At 74.2% G+C, this 20,766-nt stretch carries 20 protein-coding genes; 14 read left to right on the top strand and 6 right to left on the bottom strand.

Features of this window, described 5'->3' with window-relative positions:
• Positions 1 to 3 precede the first annotated feature (3 nt).
• From JOD95_RS00760 to JOD95_RS00750, 3 genes are all read left to right on the top strand, one after another.
• Positions 4 to 825, top strand: a complete 822-nt coding sequence (locus JOD95_RS00760; RefSeq protein WP_209682358.1) for an arginase family protein — start codon at positions 4 to 6, stop codon at positions 823 to 825.
• A 78-nt stretch (positions 826 to 903) separates the two neighbouring features.
• Positions 904 to 2,307, top strand: a complete 1,404-nt coding sequence (locus JOD95_RS00755) for an NAD(P)/FAD-dependent oxidoreductase (RefSeq protein WP_209682355.1) — start codon at positions 904 to 906, stop codon at positions 2,305 to 2,307.
• 2 nt (positions 2,308 to 2,309) lie between these two features.
• Positions 2,310 to 2,666 (top strand): Fe-S oxidoreductase, encoded by a 357-nt coding sequence (locus JOD95_RS00750; protein WP_209682353.1) that lies wholly within the window; start codon positions 2,310 to 2,312, stop codon positions 2,664 to 2,666.
• 203 nt (positions 2,667 to 2,869) lie between these two features.
• Here JOD95_RS00750 and JOD95_RS00745 read toward each other — a convergent pair whose 3' ends face one another.
• Together JOD95_RS00745 and JOD95_RS00740 are read right to left on the bottom strand one after the other, a co-directional pair.
• Positions 2,870 to 3,643 carry an ABC transporter ATP-binding protein gene (locus JOD95_RS00745; RefSeq protein WP_066658332.1) on the bottom strand — a complete coding sequence of 258 codons (774 nt, stop codon included), beginning with the start codon at positions 3,641 to 3,643 and terminating at the stop codon, positions 2,870 to 2,872.
• A 62-nt stretch (positions 3,644 to 3,705) separates the two neighbouring features.
• A complete protein-coding gene (locus JOD95_RS00740) occupies positions 3,706 to 4,635 on the bottom strand; it encodes a siderophore-interacting protein (RefSeq protein ID WP_209682350.1) in 930 nt (309 codons plus the stop codon).
• 60 nt (positions 4,636 to 4,695) lie between these two features.
• On the opposite strand from JOD95_RS00740, the gene JOD95_RS00735 reads away from it, so the two are divergent.
• The 6 genes from JOD95_RS00735 to JOD95_RS00710 all read left to right on the top strand — a co-directional run bounded on the left by JOD95_RS00735 (position 4,696) and on the right by JOD95_RS00710 (position 10,855).
• Positions 4,696 to 5,640: an alpha/beta fold hydrolase gene (locus tag JOD95_RS00735; RefSeq protein WP_066654666.1), complete on the top strand. Its 945-nt coding sequence runs from the start codon at positions 4,696 to 4,698 to the stop codon at positions 5,638 to 5,640.
• A 60-nt stretch (positions 5,641 to 5,700) separates the two neighbouring features.
• A complete protein-coding gene (locus tag JOD95_RS00730; RefSeq protein ID WP_209682347.1) occupies positions 5,701 to 7,221 on the top strand; it encodes an ABC transporter substrate-binding protein in 1,521 nt (506 codons plus the stop codon).
• Positions 7,222 to 7,336: 115 nt separating this feature from the next.
• Positions 7,337 to 8,290: an ABC transporter permease gene (locus JOD95_RS00725; protein ID WP_066654670.1), complete on the top strand. Its 954-nt coding sequence runs from the start codon at positions 7,337 to 7,339 to the stop codon at positions 8,288 to 8,290.
• Positions 8,287 to 9,267, top strand: coding sequence for an ABC transporter permease (locus JOD95_RS00720; protein WP_271826016.1), 981 nt, complete (start codon positions 8,287 to 8,289; stop codon positions 9,265 to 9,267). The genes JOD95_RS00725 and JOD95_RS00720 overlap by 4 nt, the downstream gene beginning before the upstream one ends.
• Positions 9,264 to 10,076 (top strand): ABC transporter ATP-binding protein, encoded by an 813-nt coding sequence (locus JOD95_RS00715; RefSeq protein WP_209682344.1) that lies wholly within the window; start codon positions 9,264 to 9,266, stop codon positions 10,074 to 10,076. Before JOD95_RS00720 ends, JOD95_RS00715 begins: the two co-directional genes overlap by 4 nt.
• Positions 10,073 to 10,855: an ABC transporter ATP-binding protein gene (locus JOD95_RS00710; protein ID WP_209682341.1), complete on the top strand. Its 783-nt coding sequence runs from the start codon at positions 10,073 to 10,075 to the stop codon at positions 10,853 to 10,855. The genes JOD95_RS00715 and JOD95_RS00710 overlap by 4 nt, the downstream gene beginning before the upstream one ends.
• Before the next feature lie 315 nt (positions 10,856 to 11,170).
• On the opposite strand, the gene JOD95_RS00705 is transcribed toward JOD95_RS00710, so the two are convergent.
• Together JOD95_RS00705 and JOD95_RS00700 are read right to left on the bottom strand one after the other, a co-directional pair.
• Positions 11,171 to 12,610 carry an amidase gene (locus JOD95_RS00705; protein WP_209682339.1) on the bottom strand — a complete coding sequence of 480 codons (1,440 nt, stop codon included), beginning with the start codon at positions 12,608 to 12,610 and terminating at the stop codon, positions 11,171 to 11,173.
• An 11-nt stretch (positions 12,611 to 12,621) separates the two neighbouring features.
• Entirely contained in the window at positions 12,622 to 13,536 is a 915-nt protein-coding gene (locus JOD95_RS00700) for an NmrA family NAD(P)-binding protein (RefSeq protein WP_209682336.1), read from the bottom strand.
• A gap of 121 nt (positions 13,537 to 13,657) precedes the next feature.
• On the opposite strand from JOD95_RS00700, the gene JOD95_RS00695 reads away from it, so the two are divergent.
• The 3 genes from JOD95_RS00695 to JOD95_RS00685 are packed head-to-tail and all read left to right on the top strand — an operon-like array spanning position 13,658 to position 16,675.
• Entirely contained in the window at positions 13,658 to 14,629 is a 972-nt protein-coding gene (locus tag JOD95_RS00695) for a CPBP family intramembrane glutamic endopeptidase (protein ID WP_209682333.1), read from the top strand.
• Positions 14,616 to 16,010 carry a sensor histidine kinase gene (locus tag JOD95_RS00690; RefSeq protein ID WP_209682330.1) on the top strand — a complete coding sequence of 465 codons (1,395 nt, stop codon included), beginning with the start codon at positions 14,616 to 14,618 and terminating at the stop codon, positions 16,008 to 16,010. Before JOD95_RS00695 ends, JOD95_RS00690 begins: the two co-directional genes overlap by 14 nt.
• Positions 16,007 to 16,675, top strand: a complete 669-nt coding sequence (locus JOD95_RS00685; protein ID WP_066654682.1) for a response regulator transcription factor — start codon at positions 16,007 to 16,009, stop codon at positions 16,673 to 16,675. Before JOD95_RS00690 ends, JOD95_RS00685 begins: the two co-directional genes overlap by 4 nt.
• Positions 16,676 to 16,682: 7 nt before the next feature.
• Here JOD95_RS00685 and JOD95_RS00680 read toward each other — a convergent pair whose 3' ends face one another.
• Complete coding sequence (locus tag JOD95_RS00680) at positions 16,683 to 17,384, bottom strand: HAD family hydrolase (protein ID WP_209682327.1); 702 nt, start codon at positions 17,382 to 17,384, stop codon at positions 16,683 to 16,685.
• Complete coding sequence (locus JOD95_RS00675) at positions 17,381 to 17,977, bottom strand: NAD(P)H-dependent oxidoreductase (RefSeq protein ID WP_209682324.1); 597 nt, start codon at positions 17,975 to 17,977, stop codon at positions 17,381 to 17,383. Before JOD95_RS00675 ends, JOD95_RS00680 begins: the two co-directional genes overlap by 4 nt.
• A gap of 103 nt (positions 17,978 to 18,080) precedes the next feature.
• Here JOD95_RS00675 and JOD95_RS00670 point away from each other — a divergent pair, with 103 nt between their 5' ends.
• Positions 18,081 to 19,745, top strand: a complete 1,665-nt coding sequence (locus JOD95_RS00670; protein WP_209682322.1) for an ABC-F family ATP-binding cassette domain-containing protein — start codon at positions 18,081 to 18,083, stop codon at positions 19,743 to 19,745.
• Between the two features lie 94 nt (positions 19,746 to 19,839).
• The gene (locus JOD95_RS00665) at positions 19,840 to 20,763 is read left to right on the top strand and encodes a L,D-transpeptidase (RefSeq protein WP_209682320.1); all 924 of its coding nucleotides are present in this window, start codon (positions 19,840 to 19,842) and stop codon (positions 20,761 to 20,763) included.
• The last annotated feature ends 3 nt before the right edge of the window (positions 20,764 to 20,766 follow it).

The raw sequence follows: 20,766 nt of genomic DNA, 5'->3' as shown, positions 1-20,766 counted from the left end.
ACGATGCAGTTCCTCGTCGTCGGTCAGTGGCAGGGTTCGGCGTCGTCGCGCGCGATGCGCCTCGGCGACGGAGCACAGGCCATCGCAGCCGATCTCCCCCGCGCCGCCACGACCGTCGTCGACGTGCCGGCCGGCGCGGGCGACCGGCTCGAGACCGCCGTCGCCCGGTACACGTCGGTCCGTGTCGTGGCCGACCGCGTCGCCGAGGAGACCGGCGTCTCGAGCGAACCCGTCCTGGTGGTCGGTGGTGACGGGTCGAGCGTGCTCGGCGCCTCCGTGCTCGTGCGTCCGGACACCGCGTTCGTGCGCATCGCCGGATCGAGCGGCTACCGGTCGCTGAACCGCGCACAACCCGTCGCAGCCGAGACCGCCGTCCTGCGCCTGCTCGTCGACCGCCCGGAGGACCTCTTCCCCGACCTGCCGGTCCTGGACCCGGGCAGGGTCGTGCTCGCCGGGGTCCGCGGAGTCGAGGACGCCGAGATCGCCGCCCTCGACCGGGTCGGGATCACCCACCTCGACGTGGACGCGGCGACGCCGGACGCGATCGCGGCCGCGGTCGGGTCCACCGGTGCCGAGCGCGTCTTCGTCCACGTCGACCTCGACGTGCTCGACCCGGCCGAGGTGGACGGACTGCTCGAGCCGGTGCCCTTCGGGCTCGACGCCTCCGGTCTGGTCGAGCGCATCCAGGCCGCGACGCGGGGACGGCGACTCGTCGGGGCCGCGCTGACCGGCTTCGCACCGGTGGATCCCGACCGAGCGGTCGACGACCTGGGCGTGATCCTGCGTGCGGTCGGTGCCCTGACGACCGCGTCCCGCACCGCCTGACCAAGGCTGACCGGTCCTCCGGATCCGCGCCGCGCCGCACACGGCCGACGCCCCGCCGCTCCGCGTAGGTTCGGGAGCATGACGGACTACGACCTCATCGTGATCGGCGCCGGCGCAGTCGGCGAGAACGTGGCGGACTACGCCCACAAGCGCGGCCTGTCGGTCGCCGTGGTCGAGGCCGAACTGGTCGGCGGTGAGTGCTCCTACTGGGCGTGCATGCCGTCGAAGGCGCTCCTCCGCAGCGGCCACGCGGTCGCGGCTGCGAAGCGCGTCGACGGTGCCGCGCAGGCGGTCACCGGGCACGTGGACGCCGCGAAGGTGCTCGCGCGCCGCAACTCCTTCACCTCCGACTACCAGGACGACAGCCAGGTGGCCTGGCTCGAGTCCGCCGACATCGCCCTGATCCGCGGCCACGCCCGCATCACCGGCGAGAAGACCATCGAGGTCGGCGGCGAGACGCACACCGCACGCGCGGCCGTCGCCGTCGTGACCGGTTCGCTGCACCAGCTGCCGGACGTCCCCGGTCTCGCGGACGCGCAGCCGTGGGGCACCCGCGAGGGCACCAGCGCCCAGCAGGTCCCGGAGAGCCTGCTCGTCATCGGCGGCGGCGTCGCCGGCTCCGAGCTCGCGACCGCGTGGGCCTCCCTCGGGTCGAAGGTCACCCTGGTCGCCCGGCACGGGCTGCTCGGCGGCATGGAGCCGTTCGCCGGTGAGCTCGTCGCCGACGCGATGCGGGAGCTCGGTATCGACGTCCGCACCGGTGTCAGCCCGACGCGGGTCGACCGCGACGAGCACGGCCTGGTCACCACGACGCTCGACGACGGCACCACGGTCGTGACGAGCGAGGTCCTCGCGGCGACGGGTCGGAAGGCGCACACCGCCGACCTCGGCCTCGAGTCCGTGGGGCTCACCCCGGGCGACTGGCTGCAGGTCGACGACACGATGCTCGTGCAGGGCACCGACTGGCTCTACGCCGTCGGCGACGTCAACCACCGCGCACTCCTCACCCACCAGGGCAAGTACCAGGCACGCGCCGCCGGCGAGGCCATCGCCGCACGGGCGCAGGGCCGCCCGGTGCACGCGGAGCCCTGGGGCGCCCACGTCGCGACCGCCGACCACGCAGCAGTCCCGCAGGTCACGTTCACCGACCCCGAGGTGGCGAGCATCGGCCTGACCGAGGCCGCGGCACGCGAGCAGGGCATCGACGTCCGCGCGGTCGAGTACGACCTCGGTGCGATCGCCGGTTCGGCGCTGCAGGCCGACGGCTACACCGGCCGTGCGAAGATGGTCGTCGACGAGTCCCGCGGCGTCGTCGTCGGCGTGACCTTCGTCGGACAGGACGTCGCCGAGATGCTCCACGCGGCGACGGTCGCGGTCGTCGGCGAGGTCCCCGTCGACCGGCTCTGGCACGCGGTCCCGGCGTACCCGACGATGAACGAGGTCTGGCTCCGCCTGCTCGAGACCTACGGCCGACCGGAGTAGGGGTGCGCAACCCGCTCCTCGACTCCCCGATCTCGCGCGCCGGTTGGGTGTTCGCCACCGCGGTCGGACTGGCCGTCGGGGTGCCCTTCTCGACCGGGCGGATCCGGGTCGAGGACGGGTTGATCGTGTGCACGGGGCTGCCGCGCTGGGCGTTCCGGCGCGGCGGCACGTGCGTCGGGTCGGTGTACCTGACGCGGGACAACGACGGCCCGCGCGTGCTGCGGCACGAGCGGGTGCACGTGACGCAGTGGCGTCGCTACGGCATGCTCATGCCGCTGCTCTACGCCCTCGCGGGGCGCGACGCCGCCCGCAACCGCTTCGAGGTGGAGGCCGGACTCGAGGACGGCGGCTACCGCTGACCCGGTGACCCACCACCGGACGGGAGGCGCACGGCGGGTCCGCCCCGTGCCTCCCGTCCGTCAGGCGGCCCGTTCCGAGCCACCGAGCGGGCCGGATCCGTCACCCTCGCCGCCTGCACCGACAGATCACGCCCGCTCGACGAACGCGAGCGGCACGTCCTGCCCGCTCGGGGCAGGCAGCACCCGCGCCGAGCCGTCGGCGGTCAGGCGACGCGCCGGCGCGGCACCACCAGGGGTGTCCCGGTCTCCGGGTCGGGCACGACCACGCAGGGCAGTCCGAAGACGTCCTCCACCAGCTCCGAGGTCAGCACCGCGGCCGGCGTGCCCTGTGCCACGATCGCCCCGTCGCGCATCGCCACGAGGTGCGTCGCGTACCGGGCGGCCTGGTTCAGGTCGTGGAGCACCGCCACGACGGTGCGGCCCGCAGCGTGCAGTGCCGAGGCGAGCTCGAGCACGTCGTACTGGTGCGCGATGTCGAGGAACGTCGTCGGCTCGTCGAGCAGGACGATGTCGGTCTCCTGCGCCAGCACCATCGCGATCCACACGCGCTGCCGCTGCCCACCCGAGAGCTCACCGACGCTCCGGTCGGCGAGCGACACGGTGTCGGTCTGCTCCAGTGCGGCCTGCACGGCGGTGCGGTCGGAGCCGGACGACGGGTGCAGCAGGTCCTGGTGCGGGAAGCGGCCGCGGGACACGAGGTCCCGGACGGTGATGCCCTCGGGTGCGACGGGCGTCTGGGGCAGCATGCCGACCCGACGGGCGACGGCTTTCGGGCGGAGCGAGTCGATCGGGGTGCCGTCGAGGAACACCGTGCCGGCGCTCGGCCGGAGGGTGCGGGCGAACGCCTTCAACAGGGTCGACTTGCCGCAGGCGTTCGGACCGACGATCACGGTGAGCTCCCCGTCGGGCACGTCGACGTCGAGCGACGACACCACGGTCCGGTCGTCGTACGCCAGGGTCAGCCCGCGCGCCCCCAAGGCCGTCGTCGGGACGGGACCACCGGCTCGCCCGGACGGCGCCGGGGAGGACGCTGCCGTGTTCAGTGCTCGGCCTTGCCGTGCCGCCAGTACCCCATGAACGCGACCTGCCGACGGTCGAGTCCGACGCCGCGCACGAGGTGTCGGCGGAGCTCCTTCACGCAACCGGCCTCGCCCGCGATCCAGGCGTACACCGGTCGCTCGTCGAGCGCGGCCGGCACGTCCCAGAGCACCTGCTCGTCGACGTCCACGTCGGCCAGGTCCACGGCGCCGCGCACCGGCTCCGCCACCGAGGCGGCCCCGGTCGTGACCGCGGCGGCCCAGGCGTGCACCTGGTCCGTCATCCGGACCCCGTGCGAGGCACCGTTGCGGGCGATCCACCGCACCTCGACACCGGCGGGTGCGGTGACCGGCAGCCGGTCGGCGTCGGTCGGGACCTCGATGAAGACGTGTCCGACGGTCGCCACGTCGAGTGCCTCGAGGATGGCGCAGATCGCGGGAGCGGCGGTCTCGTCCCCGGCGAGCAGGATCCGGGTCGCGCTCCCCGGCGCGAACTCGGCGGCGCCGCTCGGCAGCTCGGCGGGCGAGGACGGCACGGCCGGACCGACGACGCGGAGCTCGTCCCCGACACGGCACGCCGACACCCACCGCGAGGCCGGTCCGGTGTCCCCGTGCGCCACGAAGTCGATGTCGAGCTCGCGGGCGTCCGGACGGAAGGACCGGACGGTGTAGGTGCGCAGCGGGTTCCGCTCGGCGTCGGGCAGTGCGCGCCACGCGCCGTACCAGTCGTCACCGTCGGGCAGGTCGGTGAACCCGTGTCCGGGGATCGGCAGGACGACCTTGATCCGCTGGTCGAGCCCGACCGCGGAGAAGTCCGCGAGCGCGTCACCGGTGAGCGTCACCCGGACGAACGACGGGGTGAGCGCCGACACGGCCGCGACGCGGACGGAGAAGACTCGGTACCGGGCTGCCACGAGGTACGAGTATGGCATGCCTTACCTAAGGCTTCCAGGGTGCAACGGGGTACCCGACGGGGTGCGAGGATCGGACCCGTGCACGAACCCGACGACGAATTCTCGGACCTGGCCGCGCTGGCGGCTGCGAGCGGCGTGACGGAGCCGCTCCGCGCCTCCCGGCAGGTGGTCCGGACCGACGACGGACGCGAGACCGCGGCGATCCGCTGGGACACGGCGGACGGCCGGGAGGCACGGATCACCTACCTGCACGGGCTCGGCATCGACGCGCACAGCTTCGACCAGACCGCGATCGCGGTCGGGCAACCGGCGGTCGCCCTCGACCTGCCCGGGCACGGCCGGTCGTCCTGGCGGGACGACGCCGACTACGGCGCGAGCGCGACGGCTCCGCAGGTGCTGGCCGCGCTCGACGCCCTCGGGGTCCCGCCGGGCGTGGTCGTCGGCCACTCGCTCGGTGCCATCCTCGCCGCCCGCCTGGCCGCGACCTCACCCGAGCGTGTCACCGGCCTGGTGCTCGTGGACATGTCCCCGGACTTCGCGCAGCGCGCCGTCGACCGCATCGCCCGGGCGCTGGAGGACGAGACGCCGTTCGCATCGCTCGACGAGGTCGTCGACCGCGCCGTCGAGGCCCGCGTCGGGGACGACCGCGCGGTGCTCCTCCGCGAGGCCCGGCACACCACCCGGCTCGGCGAGGACGGCCGGCTCGTCCGCCGGCACCACTTCCCCCACCTGCCCTCGGGCCGGACGGCGTCGGTGGGGCGGTTCGCCGACGCGTGGCCCGACCTCGAGGCCCTCGCCGTGCCGGTGCTGCTCGTCCGGGGTGACCGCGGGTACGTCTCGCCGAAGCTGCACGCCGGCTTCACCGAGCGGCTCCCGGACGCCGAGGTCGTGACGGTGACGGCACGGCACGCGGTGCAGAACCAGGCCCCCCTCGAACTGGCGTCGGCGATCCGGGCATGGGGAGCACGGCACCGGTTGTTGCACGAGGTCCAACAACCGTCATCCGGCCCCGAACGCCGGTAACCTCGTGCGAGCGCGCCGCGACGACCGTCGCCCCACGCGCCCGGAAGGAACCCACAACCCATGAGTCCGCTCCTCCCCCGCCGCGGTGGCCGTGCAGCACGCGTCGCCCTGGCCGCCACCGCGGTCGCCGTCGCCTCGGCCCTGACGCTCACCGCCTGCTCGGGCTCCGACAGCAGCAGCGGTGGCGACGACGCCACCGTGCGCGTCGGCCTCGTGCTCGAGCCCACGAGCCTCGACATCCGCACGCAGTCCGGTGCCGCGCTCGACCAGGTGCTCATCGACAACGTGTACCAGGGCCTGGTGGGCCGGACGGCGGACGGGGAGATCCGCGACGTGCTGGCGTCGAAGCACGAGGTCTCGTCGGACGGGAAGACGTACACGTTCACCCTCCGCGACGGCACGACCTTCCAGGACGGCAAGCCCGTCACGGCCGCCGACGTCGTCTGGTCGCTGCAGCAGGCGAAGGACAACGCGTCCTACGTGGACTCCGCCAAGCTGGCGGGCGTCTCGTCGATCAGCTCCCCGTCGGACGGGGTCGTCGAGCTGCAGCTCGAGGCGCCGGACTCCGATCTGCTCTTCAACCTGACCGGCCGCGCCGGACTCGTGCTCGAGCAGGCCGCGACGAACGACCTCTCCGACAGCGCCAACGGCACCGGACCGTACGAGGTGTCGGCGTGGAAGCAGGGCGACTCGCTCACCTTCAGCCGGAACGACGACTACTGGGGCACCGAGCCGAAGGTCGCGAAGATCGTGTTCCGGTACATCACCGACCCGTCGACCGCCGTCAACGCGATGGCCAACGGCGACCTCGACGTGCTGAACCCCGTCGACGGCACCCTGCAGGGCCAGCTGCAGGGCAACCCGGACATCGAGCTGCACCGCGGGAAGACGACCGACAAGTACACGCTCGCCTTCAACGACGCCCAGGCGCCCTTCACCGACGAGCGGGTGCGCCGGGCGATCCGGCAGGCGATCGACCCGAAGGCGCTCATCAAGGCCATCGGCGGCACGGGCGTCGAGCAGGGCGGACCGATCCCCGAGCTCGACCCCGGGTACGAGGACCTGACCGACATCGACGCGTACGACCCCGACAACGCGAAGAAGCTGCTGGCCGAGGCGGGGAAGACCGACCTGGACCTGACCCTCACCTACGCCAACGTCTACCCGGCGACGATCGGTGACGTGCTGAAGTCGCAGCTCGCCGACGTGGGCATCACCCTGAAGGTGGAGCGGGTCGACTTCGCGACGTGGCTCGACCAGGTCTTCACGAAGAAGGACTTCCAGCTCTCGGTGGTCGACCACGTCGAGGCCCGCGACTTCGGCAACTGGGCGAACCCGGACTACTACTTCGGGTACGACAACCGCGAGGTGCAGCGGCTCTACGCGGAGTCGATCGCCGCGACCTCGCAGACCGAGAAGGAACAGGCGCTCCGCAAGGCTGCGCGCATCGTCAGCGAGGACGCCGCCGGCGAGTGGCTGTACACCGCGACGGAGATCACGGCCGTGCGCAAGGGCGTGACCGGGTTCCCGGTCGACGGCGGCAACTCGCGGCTCGACCTGGCCGGACTGGCCGTCCGGTGACCACTGCCCTGCCGGTCGCCGGGCGCAGGTCCGGCGACACGGTCCGGCCGGTCGCCGGGCGCCCGTCCGGCGCTGCGCTCCGGGCTCGCGCCGCCGCCCCCGTAGCATCGGACGCGTGACCCGGTTCCTCGTCGGGCGACTGCTGCTGCTCGTCGTCGGCCTGCTCGTGGCGAGCATCATCGTGTTCGCCACGCTGCGCGTGCTGCCCGGCGACGTCGCGCAGATCGTCGCCGGCACCCAGTCGACGCCGGCCCAGGTCGAGCAGCTCCGGCAGCAGCTCGGCCTCGACCGGCCGGTCGTCGTGCAGTACCTCGACTGGATCGGCGGTGTGCTCCGCGGTGACCTCGGCCGGTCGCTCGTGACGAACGGCGCCGTCGGTCCGGAGATCGCGCAGAAGCTCGCCGTCACGCTGCCGCTCGCGGGGATGTCGCTCGTGGCCGCCCTCGTGCTCGGCGTCCCGCTCGGGGTGCTCGCCGCGGTGCTGCGCCGTCGGGCCGGCGGTGCGGTGATCGGCTTCGTCGCACAGGCGGTCGCGGCGGTCCCCGTGGTCTGGGCCGGCATGCTCCTCATCGCGCTGTTCGCCGTCACGCTGCACTGGCTGCCGACGCAGGGCTTCCCGCTCGACGGGTGGGACGAACCCGGTCGCGCGTTCTCGTCGCTCGTGCTCCCCGCGCTCACCATCGGCGCCGTCGAGGGTGCCGTGATCCTGCGGTTCACCCGCTCCGCCACGCTCACGGTCCTGGACGCCGACCACGTCCGGACCGCGGCGGCGATCGGCCTGACCCGGACGCGGGCGCTCCTGCGGCACGGCCTGCCGTCGGTGGCGCTCACCGTGCTGGCCGTCCTCGGCGTGCAGATCGCCGGCCTGCTGGTGGGGGCCGTCGTCGTCGAGCAGCTCTTCTCGCTCCCGGGGGTCGGACGGATGCTCGTGACCGACGTCGGACGACGCGACGTCACGAAGGTGCAGTCGGAACTCCTCGTGCTCACGAGCCTGGTGCTGGTCGTCGGCTTCGCCGTCGACGTCGTGCACCGTGCGCTCGACCCCCGGCAGCGGGAGGTGGGCGAGTGATCCGCCGTCTGCTCGCCCGACCCACGGGGTGCTTCGCCGTCGTCGTGCTGACGCTCCTCGTCGTGCTCGCCGCGGTGTCCCTCGTGTGGACGCCCCAGGACCCGTTCCGCGCCGACCCCTTCCGGCAGTGGGCGGCACCGAGCCCCGCGCACTGGTTCGGCACCGACGCCGCAGGGCGGGACATCGCGAGCTACCTGCTCGCCGGTACCCGGACGACCGTGCTCGTCGCGGTCGGCTCCGGCGTCGTCGCGAGCCTGGTCGGCATCGTCCTGACGGCGATCGGCTCGCTGACCACGAGGTGGGTCCGCGAGGGCACCGCCGTCCTCCTCGACATCCTCGTCGCGTTCCCCACGCTGCTGACCGCCATGCTCCTGACGGCGGTGTTCGGGGGGTCGCTCGGCGTCGTGGTGGTGAGCGTCGGGCTGTCGTTCGGCGTGACGATCGCCCGCGTCGCGCGTGGTGAGATCCGCCGCATCGCCCGGAGCGACTACGTCGTCGCCGCACGGGCCTCCGGCGTCGGGCCCCTCGGCGTGCTCACCCGCCACCTGGTGCCGAACGCGGCGCCGCTGTTCACCGTGCAGCTCTCGCTCGCGATGGCGACGGCGGTCCTCGCCGAGGCCGGCCTCTCCTACCTCGGCTACGGCGCGGGGTCGGACACGGCGTCGTGGGGCAACCTGCTCGCCGACCTGCAGACGTACATCGGCGTGCACCCGTGGAGCGCGACCTGGCCGGGCGCCGCGATCGCCCTCGTCGTCGCCGCACTCTCGCTGCTCGGCGACGCGGTGCGCGACGCGACCGACCCGCGCCTGACCACCGGCGACCGAGCGGCCACCGGCACGCCGGCTGCAACGGGCACCCCGACCGACGACGACCCGGCCCCCGGCGAGCCGACCGACGACGACCCGGCCACCGACGCCCCGGGCGCAGACCGACGCGCACCGGACGCCACCACGACGACCCCGGGGGTGACGGCGTGAGCGACCACCGGACCGGACGCGACGGTCTCGAGGTGACCGGACTGACGGTCCGCATCGCGGGGCGGACGGTGCTCGACGACGTGACGTTCACCGTGCCTCCCGGCCGACGCGTCGGCGTGATCGGCGCGTCCGGATCCGGCAAGTCGATGACCTCGCTCGCCCTGATGGGCCTCGAACCGACGGGGGCCGAGGTGACCGGGAGCATCCGCCTCGACGGCACCGAGCTCGTGGGGATGCGCGATCGGGACCGGGCGCGCCACCGCGGATCCGGCATCGGCATGGTGTTCCAGGAGCCCGCGACCGCCCTGGACCCGCTCCGCCGGGTCGGTGCGCAGGTGGCGGAACCGCTGCGACTGCACCGTGGGCTGGACCGCCGTGCGGCCGCCACCGCCGCGGTCGCACTCGCCGACGCCGTCGGACTGCCCGACCCCGCCGCGCTGCTCCGCCAGTACCCGCACCAGCTGTCCGGTGGGCAGCGGCAGCGCATCTGCATCGCGATGGCGATGGCCGGCTCCCCCGCCTACCTCGTCGCCGACGAGCCGACGACCGCGCTCGACGTCACCACCGAGGCCCGGATCCTCGAGCTCTTCGAACGGCTCTCGACCGAGCGCGGGACCGGCATGCTCTTCGTGACGCACGACCTCGCGGTGCTCGCCCGCATCGCCGACACCGCCGTCGTCCTCGATCACGGCCGCGTGGTCGAGCAGGCATCGGTGCGGTCGCTGCTCGACGCCCCGCAGCACCCGGCGACGGCGGCCCTCGTCGACGCCGCCCGCGCCACCGCCCGCCGCACCGGAGGCCCCGCATGACCGACGCGCTGCACGCCAGCGGCCTCCACCGCACGTACCGCCTGCCACGCCGTGGCCCCTTCGAACCCGGGCCGGTGCGGACCGCCGTCGACGGGGTCGACCTGACGGTCGCCTCCGGGGCGCGGCTCGGCATCGTCGGTGAGTCCGGTTCCGGCAAGTCGACGCTGGTGCGGCTGCTCGCCGGCCTGGAGGCACCCACCGCGGGCTCCGTGACGGCCGGCGGTCGTCCCGTGGTCGCGTCGGCCTCCGCGGCCGCGATGCGCTGGTTCCGTCGCGAGACCGGGGTGGTGTTCCAGGACCCGTACGCGTCCCTCGACCCGCGGATGCGCGTCGGCGCGATCGTCGCCGAGCCGCTCCGTGCGCTGCAGCTACCGGGTGACCACCGCGCGCTCGTGGCCTCGGTCCTGGAGCGCGTCGACCTGCCCGCCGACGCCGCCGACCGGTACCCGCACGAGTTCTCCGGCGGGCAGCGGCAGCGCATCGCGATCGCCCGTGCGGTGGTGCACTCCCCGCGGATCCTGTTCGGGGACGAGCCGATGAGCGCCCTCGACGTGGTCGTCCGCGCCCGGGTGATCGACCTGTTCCGCTCGCTCGCCGACGACCTCGGGCTGACGCTCGTGCTCGTGTCGCACGACATCGGCGTGGTGCAGCGGCTGTGCGACACCGTGGCGGTGCTCTCCGAGGGGCGGATCGTGGAGCAGGGGCCGGTGTCGCTGCTCGACGACCCGCGCCACCCGGTGACGCGGGCACTGGTGGCCGCGGCGCCGACGCTGCCGTAGGGGCGCGGCGGTCGGCGTCGGCGGTCGGCGTCGTCGGCGGTCATCGTCGGCGGTCGGCGTCGGTGGGGGTCGGTCGGCGGGCGTCGCGCGGGCGGAGTGGGCGATGCGACACTTCCGCTGTCGTACGACGACCACGGTGTCGCTCGGCCCGACAGCCGCGACCGGGCTCCGGTCAGGACGACAGATGCGCTGTCGTACGACGACCACGATGTCGCGCCATCCTCCCGAGCCGCGACATCGCACGCGTCGATCGACGTGCGCATCGTCGCAGTCGCGACGCGCCGACGCCGGTGACCAGTCCGCGTCAGCCCGGCGTCACCACGTCGCCGGGTGCCGCCGCTGCCACCGCAGCCGCCGCTCGAGCTGCGCCCCGATGGCGAGCAGCACGCGCTCCCCGCCCGGCCGTCCGATGAGTTGCACACCCATCGGTAGGCCCGCCCCGTCCGGGTGGTCGTCGTCCGTCACCCCGACCGGCAGCGTGATCGCGGGCAGCCCCGACACGTTCGCCATCGAGGTCCAGGGCGAGTAGGCGCACTGCCGCCGGAAGTCCTCCTCGGGGTCGTCCCCGTACCAGCCGATCGGCCGCGGGGTCAGCGCCAGCGTCGGGGTGAGCACGGCGTCGTACGGCGCGAACGTCCGGATCAGCCCGGCCGAGAACGCGTCGAGCGTCGTCATCGCGTCGAGCACCTGCGTCGCGGTCAGCGCACGTCCGCGCTCCACCAGCCACGACACCAGCGGGGTGAGCGCGGACAGATCGATGCCGGGCACGCGGGGCAGCCCCGCAGCGCCGGACTCCCACGCCACCCGGAACGCCTCGGCGTACGGCAGCCGGGGCATCGCGACGTCCTCGACCCCGTGCCCGACCTCGCCGAGCACCCGCACGGCGGTGTCGACCGCTGCCCGGGCGGCAGGGTCGACCACGACGTCGACGGTGTCGTCCCACGGCGAACCGTCGAGCACGCCGACCACGAACCGCCCCTCGCCGCGCACCGCAGCGGCGGTGAAGGGCCCGTCCCCGACGTCGGGCGTGACCAGCGCGTACGGCGAGGGCTCGGGCAGCCCGGTCGGTGCGACCAGGGCGTCGAGGAGCATCCCGGCGTCGGCGACGTTCCGCGTGATCGGCCCGGCGACGCTCAGCCCGCCGAGGCCGGACCGACCGGGCATCGACGGGACCCGGCCGCGGCTCGGCTTCAGTCCGACGAGACCGGTCGCGGCGGCGGGGATGCGCACCGATCCCCCGCCGTCCGTCCCCACGGCCGCGGGCACGAGTCCGGCGGCGACGGCCACGGCGGTGCCGCTCGACGATCCTCCGGGCGCCCGCGTGGTGTCGTACGGGTTCCGGGTGGTACCGATGCGGGTCTCCGACGACGACGACATGCCGAACTCCGGTGAGGTCGTCTTGCCGAGGCTCACCGTCCCCGCTGCGGCGAGCGCCGCCACCAGGGGGTGGTCGGCGGTCGCGGGTGTCACCGGCAGCGCGGCGGAGCCGTGCCGGGTGGGCACACCGGCGCGGTCGTACAGGTCCTTGTCGGCGGTGGGCAGGCCCCAGAGCGGCCGGGAGGTCGGGAGGAGCGTCCCCAGTCGCGCCGCGTGCTCGCGTGCGGTGTCGGCGGTGACGGCCACGAACGCCCCGAGGGACGGGTCGAGCCGCTCGATGCGGGCGAGGTAGTGCTCGGTCACCTCGAGCGCGGTCGCGTCCCCCCGGCGGATCCAGTCCCAGAGTTCCTGCGCCGAGAGGTGGTGGAGTTCGAACACGGTCCCCGAGCCTAGGCCTGCAGGTGCACGGCGAGCACGTCCCGCACCGTCGTCCAGTCGTGCGGCCCGTAGCGGTCGTTCGCGACGTGGTGGAGCTCGGCCTCGCCGCTGAACATGCTGACGAAGTACTGCATCCCCTGCCAGGCGGGGAACGGCTCCGCGTCGTCGGCCCGCGAGAGCCGTCGTCCGACGCGTGCCATCGCGGAGAGCGTCCCGGAGGTCCCGGCCCACTGCGTGCGGAACCGGGTGCCGGTGAGCCGCGAGAGGGTGTCGGCGACGCGCCGGGCGGTGACCCGGTCGCCGGCGACCTCGACGACCCGCGGTGCGTCGGGGTCGAGGGCGACGCGCGCGGTGACCCAGGCGGTGTCGTCCTTCGTGGTGAAGTCGAGCACCTGGTCCGGGGACGACCAGTACAGGACGGTGTGACGGTCGAACAGGATCATCGGGGCCTGTCCGGTGAGCATGTCGGTGAACGCGCCGTTCAGCACGGAGGTCGCCCGGATCGGTGCGGCGTCCAGTGTCGCGGCGAACTCGCGACGCAGCTCGAAGTTCCGGTTCGTCCCGGGGGTGATCGCGCGGTAGTCGGCCGAGTAGTCCGACGGGACGAACCGCGGGACGTCGGCGTCGACCGCCGCGGCGAGCAGCGCGGTCTGTGCGTCGACGACCACGGAGCGGGTGCCGCTCACCGCCGAGACGACGACGTCGACCCCGGCGAGCGCCGTCACGAGTCCGTCGTGGTCGTCGTAGGCGGCGCTGACGACGGAGACACGGTCGGACCGTGCGGTGAGCCGGTCGGCCGCGGGCCCGGTGGCCGAGCGGCTCAGTGCTCGGATCCGGACGTCGGGGTCGGCCGCGAGGAGCGCGTCGACGATGCGGGAGCCGAGGTCCCCGGTGGCGCCGGCGACGAGGACGGTGGTGCTGGTCATGCACCCGACGCTACGCACGGGCGTCCGGCCCCGTCCGTCACCTGCATCCTTCGGTGGAACTCCCGGTGGTGCATCCCTCCGCCGGTCGTCCCGACGAACGGTCCTCCCTAGCGTCGGTGTCATGACGAACACGACCGAAGTCCGGCCCGGAGCCGGCACCGCTGCACCCCGTGCGACGGGGGTCCGGGGTGTGGTGTCCCGGCACCCGCTCGCCTCCTTCGCCACCCTGGCGCTCGGCCTCAGCTGGCTCGCGTGGGTGCCCTACATCCTGAGCCCGCACGGCCTGGGCGTGTGGGACCTGCACTTCCCGGAGTTCCTCGGCACGGCCCAGTTCACCGGGATCCTGCCCGGCGCGCTCCTCGGCCCGCTCGGCGGTGCGTTCGTGGTGACCGCCCTCGCCGACGGCCGTCCGGGCCTGCGGCGCTGGGTCGGTCGGCTCTGGCGGTGGCGGGTCTCCTGGTACTGGTACGCACTGGCACTGGTCGGCGTCCCGGCGCTCATCGTCCTGACGGGTCTGCCGTTCTCCGGCGGGAACGTCCAGGCGCCGACCGCCCTCGCCCTGCTCGCCCTCGTGCCGGGTCTCGTGGTGCAGCTGTTCACCACCGGCCTGTCGGAGGAGCCCGGCTGGCGCGACTTCGCCCTCCCCCGACTGCAGGACCGCTTCGGACCGCTCGGCGCCGCCGCGGTGCTCGGTCCGCTGTGGGCGCTGTGGCACATGCCGCTGTACCTGTCGGACTGGGGCGGGTGGCCGGACGCGCACTGGTCGGAGCCGGTGGTCTTCGCGCTCTTCACGATCACGTTCAACGTCGTGATGACGTGGGTGTTCAACCGCACCGGCGAGAGCCTGCCGATCGCACTGCTGCTGCACGTCGGCGTGAACAACACGATCTCCACCCTGTGGGCGGACATGTACCCAGGGATGACCGCGGGCACGATGATGCACGGGCTCACGATCGTCTCGACGGTGGCCGCCGCCGTCCTGCTGGTCGCCACCCGGGGCCGGCTCGGGTACGACCGCCGGCCGGGAGGCACGGACCACCTCCCCGCGTCGACCTCCGCCCGCCTCGTAGGATCGAACGATGGCACCCGCTGAAGCGAGTGCGGCTCGCGTCGCCGCCGACCCCCGCACCGCGCGGGAGGTCAACGGCGACCGTCGCCTGCGCCGCACCGACGTCCTGGTCGCGGTCGCCACCGCCGTCGTCTCGCTCGCGCTGCTGCTCGGGCTGCCGCCGCTGGATGCAGCCGATCCGGACACGCTGGGTCGACCGCTCACGTCCCCGGCTGTCGGGAGCCTGCCGTGGATCGTCCTGCTGCTGGGACTCCTCGGGCAGTCCGCGGCGCTGCTGGCCGCACGCCGGGTGCCGCGCGCGGTGCTCGTCGCCGGCGCCGCGGTCCCGGTGGTGGTGGCCGGTCTCATTCCCGGCGGCAGTGACCTGTTCGGCCTGACGGCGCTTCCCGTCGTCGTCGCCGTCGTCCTCGCCGCCGTGCGGGCGCCGCTCGTCCGGCTGTGGCCGGCGCTCGTCGCCGCCGCGGTCCTCGTGACGCTCGGCACCGCCTGGCACTGGGTCGTCCTGAGCGGACTCGACCGGAGTCGACCGTTCCTCCTCGCGCTCGGAGAAGCATTGCCCCAGGGTGTCACGCAGGCCATCGGGGCCGTCGGGCTCCCGCTCGTCGTGGCGCTCGTGGTGCGGTCCCGGCGCGAGGTCCGGGCCGCGAGGGACGCCGAGGTCGCCGCCCGGACCGCGGAGGCCTCCGCCGCGGTCCGCGAGCAGGACGCCCGGGTCGACGCAGCCGTGTCCCGCGAACGAGCGGCCATGGCGCGGGAGCTGCACGACATCGCGGCCCACCACCTGTCCGGGATCGCCCTCATGTCGGCCGTCATCGACCGGCAGATCGACACCGACCCGACCGCGGCGCACGAGGGCGTCCGTCAGGTGCGGGAGCAGAGCACCGCGGTGCTCGAGGACCTCCGTCGCCTGGTCGGCCTGCTGCGGGACGACGCCCCCGCGGAACGTGCCGTCGAGACCGTCGCGGGCATCGTGGACCTGGTCGAGCGTGCCCGGTACCGGTCGGACGTGCGGCTCGAGGTCCTCCGCGGTGCGCACGAGGTCGCCGAGGGCGTCGGGCCCCTGGCGCAGCTCGCGGCCTACCGCACCGCGCAGGAGGCACTGGCGAACGCCGCCCTGCACGCACCCGGCGCCGTCGTCACGGTCACGCTCGACGACCGTGCAGTCGACCACCTGGAGCTGACCGTCGAGAACGCCGCACCCGCGGTGTCCGCGCCGAGCGCGGACGCTCCCGCTGGACCGGGCGAGCCGACCCCGGAGGGTCCGGGAGCAGGCGGCAACGGACTGCGCGGGATGCGTGAGCGGGCGGACCTGGTGGGGGCGCGCCTCCAGACCGGGACCACACCGGACGGCGGCTGGGTCGTGACGCTGCGACTCGGACGCGAGACGCCCGAGGTGACCCGGTGATCCGGGTCCTGGTGGCGGACGACCAGCCGCTCGTCCGGGCGGGGGTGTCGGCGCTCCTGGCGGCCGAACCGGACGTCGAGGTGGTCGGCGTGGCGGCGGACGGCGGCGAGGCCCTCACGCTCGCACGGAGCACGCGGCCGGACGTGGCGGTGCTCGACATCCGGATGCCGGTCCGGAACGGCATCGAGGTGGCGCGGGAGCTCTGCGCTCCTGACGCGGACCCGGCGGTGCCGGTGCTGGTGCTGACGACCTTCGACCTCGACGACCTGGTGTTCGGTGCGCTCGAGGCGGGGGCGTCCGGGTTCCTGCTCAAGGACGCGGAGCCGGACGTCATCGTCGGTGCGGTGCGGCAGGTCGCCGCCGGGAACGGCACGATCGACCAGAGCCTGACGCGGCGGGTGCTGCGGGAGTTCGTGTCGCGGCGGAGCCTGCAGCCGGTGACGGGCGACCGGGCCTCGGAGCTGCTGACCGCGCGGGAGCGGGACGTGCTGCTGCTCCTCGCGCAGGGGATGTCGAACGAGGAGATCGCCGAGGCACTCGTCGTCGAGGTCTCCACGGTGAAGTCGCACCTGGCGCGGATGCTGCCGAAGCTCGGGGTGCGCTCGCGCCTGCAGGCGGTGGTCTGGGCGTACCAGAACCGCGTCGTGGCCGTCCCCGAGGGCTAGGGGGCGGTCACCGCCGTCCGGTGCCCGACGCCCCGTGCAGGGCCGACAGCACGGAGGACCGGACCGCGGCACCGCCGTCGCGGGCCGGGTCGACCAGGACCGCGCGCATCCCCGCGGCACGTGCCCCGGCGACGTCACGCTGCGGGTCGTCGCCGACGAACAGGCACGCGGCGGCCGGCACGCCGAGCTCGTCGGCGACCCGCTCGAACGCGCGTCGGTCCGGCTTGGCCACCCCGATCCGCTCCGACGTGCACACGACGTCGACGAGGTCCGACAGCCCCGTGGCGGCGAGCTTGTCGCGCTGCTGCTCCTCGGTCCCGTTCGTCAGGACACCGACGGGCCGGTCGGCGTCGCGGACCGCGCGCAGGAGCGGAGCACTCCCGGGGAACGGACGCCAGGCGCCCCGGTACGCGGCGAGGTAGCGGCCGAACAGGAGGTCGAGCTCGTGCGGGTCGTGCGGTGGCCGGAGCCCGGCGAGGGGCAGGACCTCGACGAGCCGGGCTCGACGCTGCTCGGCGAAGTCGACCTCCCCGCGTCGCCACCGCTCGAAGTGCCGTTCCTCCGCCTCGGCCCACGCGGCCCGCAGGCGGTCGGTCGCGGCGACACCGAGCGCGCCGAGGAGGTCGTCGACGGCTCGCGCCGCTGCTCCCGCGTGGTCGAACAGGGTGCCGTCGAGGTCGAACACCACGGCACGGACGTCGAGGGTCATCCCCGCACCGCGTCGACGACCCGTCCGACCGCGGCCGCGACGGCCCGCTCGCGCACGGTGGTGTCCTCGTGCTCGGACTCGTGGACGAACGCCGTCGCCCCGCGGGCCGCGCCGCAGAAGTCCACGACGCCGTGCTCGAGCTGCGTCCGCAGTGCCTGCTCGTACCCGTGCCGCTCGTAGACCCCGGCGTCGTCCCCGGCGATCGGCAGCAGGTGCACCGTCAGTCGGCCGAGCCGACGGTCGATGCGCCCGTCCTCGCCGACGCCGAAGGCCCACCCGTTCACGAACACCCGGTCGAGCCAGCCCTTGAGCAGCGCGGGCACCGACCACCACCACACCGGGAACACGAGCACGAGGTGGTCGATCCCGTCGAGGCGCGCCTGTTCGGCCGCGACGTCGGGCGCCGGGTCGGTCCCCGTCCGGTAGGTGTGCCGGTCGGCGGCGGTGAACCGGGGGTCGAAGCCCTCGGCGGCGAGGTCGGCGACCGTGACGGGTCCTGCGCCGGCGGCGTCGAGCGCCGCCTCGAGGCGGTGGGCGACGGCGAGCGTCAGCGAGTCGGGGTCCGGGTGGGCGGTCACGATGAGCGTCGACACGGCTCGATCCTGCCAGCAGCGGGTGCACGGACGCCCCACCGGACGGGAGGCGCGGTGCGGGCCGGCACCGCGCCTCCCGTCCCGGCCGTGGGACGATTGCCGGATGACCGCCACGCTCGTCGCCAAGGACCTCGCCGGCGGGTACGCCGCCCGTACGCTCTTCGAGGGCCTCGACCTCACCGTCGCCCCGGGTGACGTGATCGGCCTGGTCGGTGTGAACGGGGCGGGCAAGTCCACGCTCCTCCGCCTCCTCGCCGGCGTCGACGAGCCCCTCGCCGGGACGGTGTCGACGAACCCGCCGGACGCCTTCGTCGGCTGGCTCCCCCAGGAGCACGAGCGCATCACCGGAGAGTCGGTCGCGGCGTACGTCGCCCGGCGCACGGGCTGCGCCGACGCCACGGCCGACATGGACCGTGCTGCCGAGGCCCTGGGCGACCCGGACGGCGGCGACGCAGCGGCCGACCGGTACTCCACCGCGCTGGAACGCTGGCTGGCGTCCGGTGCCGCCGACCTCGAGGAGCGGCTGCCCGTCGTGCTCGCCGAGCTCGGGCTGGAGGCGACCCCGGACGGCTCCGGCGTCGGCCCGGACTCGCTGATGACCGCGCTGTCCGGCGGACAGGCCGCCCGGGTCGGGCTGGCCGCCCTGCTGCTCTCCCGCTTCGACGTCGTGCTGCTCGACGAGCCGACGAACGACCTCGACCTGGACGGGCTCGACCGACTCGAGCAGTTCGTCCGGGGGCTGCGCGGCGGTGCCGTCATGGTCAGCCACGACCGCGAGTTCCTCGCCCGATCGGTGACCGCCGTGCTCGAGCTCGACCTGGCGCAGTCGTCGCACCGGCTGTTCGGCGGCGGCTACGAGGCGTACCTCGAGGAACGCGAGATCGCCCGGCAGCACAAGCGCGACGCGTACGACGAGTACGCCGCGACGAAGGCCGACCTGGTCTCACGCGCACGGACGCAGCGCGAGTGGTCGAGCCAGGGCGTGCGGAACGCGATGAAGAAGAACCCCGACAACGACAAGATCCGCCGCCGGGCGGCGAGCGAGTCGAGCGAGAAGCAGGCGCAGAAGGTCCGGCAGATGGAGTCGCGCATCGCCCGGCTCGACGAGGTCGAGGAGCCCCGCAAGGAGTGGCAGCTCGCCTTCACCATCGGCAGTGCCCCGCGGTCCTCGGCCGTCGTCGCCACGCTGTCCGACGCCGTCTACGAGCAGGGCGACTTCACCCTCGGGCCGGTGTCGCTGCAGGTCTCCGGTGGCGACCGGATCGGCATCACCGGCCCGAACGGCGCCGGCAAGTCGACCCTGCTCCGCGCCCTGCTCGGCCGGACGGCGCCGACGAGCGGGTCGGCGTCGCTGGGCTCCAGCGTCGCGATCGGCGAGGTCGACCAGGCCCGCGCGGCGTTCACGGGCGAGCAGCCCCTCGCCGCGGCGTTCGAGGAGCTCGTCCCCGAGATGACCACCGCCGACGTCCGGACCCTGCTCGCCAAGTTCGGGCTGAAGGCGGAGCACGTCGGTCGCCCGTCCGCTGCGCTCTCACCCGGTGAGCGGACTCGTGCCGGCCTCGCGCTGCTGCAGGCCCGCGGCGTGAACGTGCTCGTGCTCGACGAGCCGACGAACCACCTCGACCTGGCTGCGATCGAACAGCTCGAGCAGGCCCTGGAGTCCTACGACGGCACCCTGCTGCTCGTCACGCACGACCGGCGGATGCTCGACACCGTCCGACTGGACCGGCGCTGGCGGGTCGAGGCGGGTCGCGTCACCGAGGTGTGACGGGACGGCGGGGAGGCCCGTGGTGGACCCGTCGAGCGTCTCCTGAGACACGCTCACGGCCGCGATCTGGTGAACTGGGTGCGGGAGGGGACACATGCGACGCAGGACCTGGGGCATCACGATCGCCGCGGTGGCGGCAGCGACGCTGGCCGCGGTGGGGATCGGCGCGGCCGTGCAGCAGCCGGGACCGGCGGCCACGACCGCCACACGGGCGACGTCGGTGCCGACCCGGACGGCCACCCCGACGCCGACACCGAGGCCGACGCTGCCCGCGATCCCGGCTGCCGCGTCCGACGCCGAGCTCGCGGCACTCCCCCTGGCGTTCCACGACGCCGTCGTCCCGGAACTCCTCGACGGCAGCACCGTCCGACCGGACAACCAGTGGCAGATCGCCACCCCGAAGCAGCGCCTCGTCGCGCTCTACGCCGCCCCCTCGGCGGATGCGCGCCCGGTCGCCACACTCGCCTCGACGGTCTCCACGATCGAGACGCCCGCAGCGACCGCCGTCTGGGGCCGGTCGGACGGGGAGGACGGCGGCATGGTCCTCGTGTCGACCCCCGCCCGGAACCGCACGCCCGGCGACGGCGGCGACCCGACCGCGCCGAGCGCCACCTTCGCGTGGGCGCGTGCGTCGGACTTCTCGATCGCGTCGGTCGACCGGATGGTCCGCGTGGACGTCGCCGCGTCGACGGTGTCCGTCGTGCACCAGGACGACTCGGTGTCGGCGTCGGAGCCCGCCCGCCTGGGGACCCCGGACGACCCCACACCCACCGCGACCGCGACGTACGTCGAAGCCGCCTACGTCGATGCGCGCGTGACCTACACGCAGGGCAACCCGATCATCCTGACCGGGGCGCACTCGTCACGCATCCCGCAGTACGGCGGCAACGCGGCCCTCACCGCCCTGCACTACTACCCGGACCCGAACGGCAGCTCGCACGGGTGCGTCCGGATCTCCGCGGCGATGACGAAGACGCTGGCAGAGCTGCCGGTCGGGACCGCGATCTGGTTCACCTGACGT

The sequence above is a fragment of the Curtobacterium sp. 1310 genome, from assembly GCF_017834105.1.
Taxonomy (GTDB): domain Bacteria; phylum Actinomycetota; class Actinomycetes; order Actinomycetales; family Microbacteriaceae; genus Curtobacterium.
The sequence above is the reverse complement of the archived record's forward strand: the minus strand, read 5'-3'. Positions and strand labels throughout refer to the sequence as shown.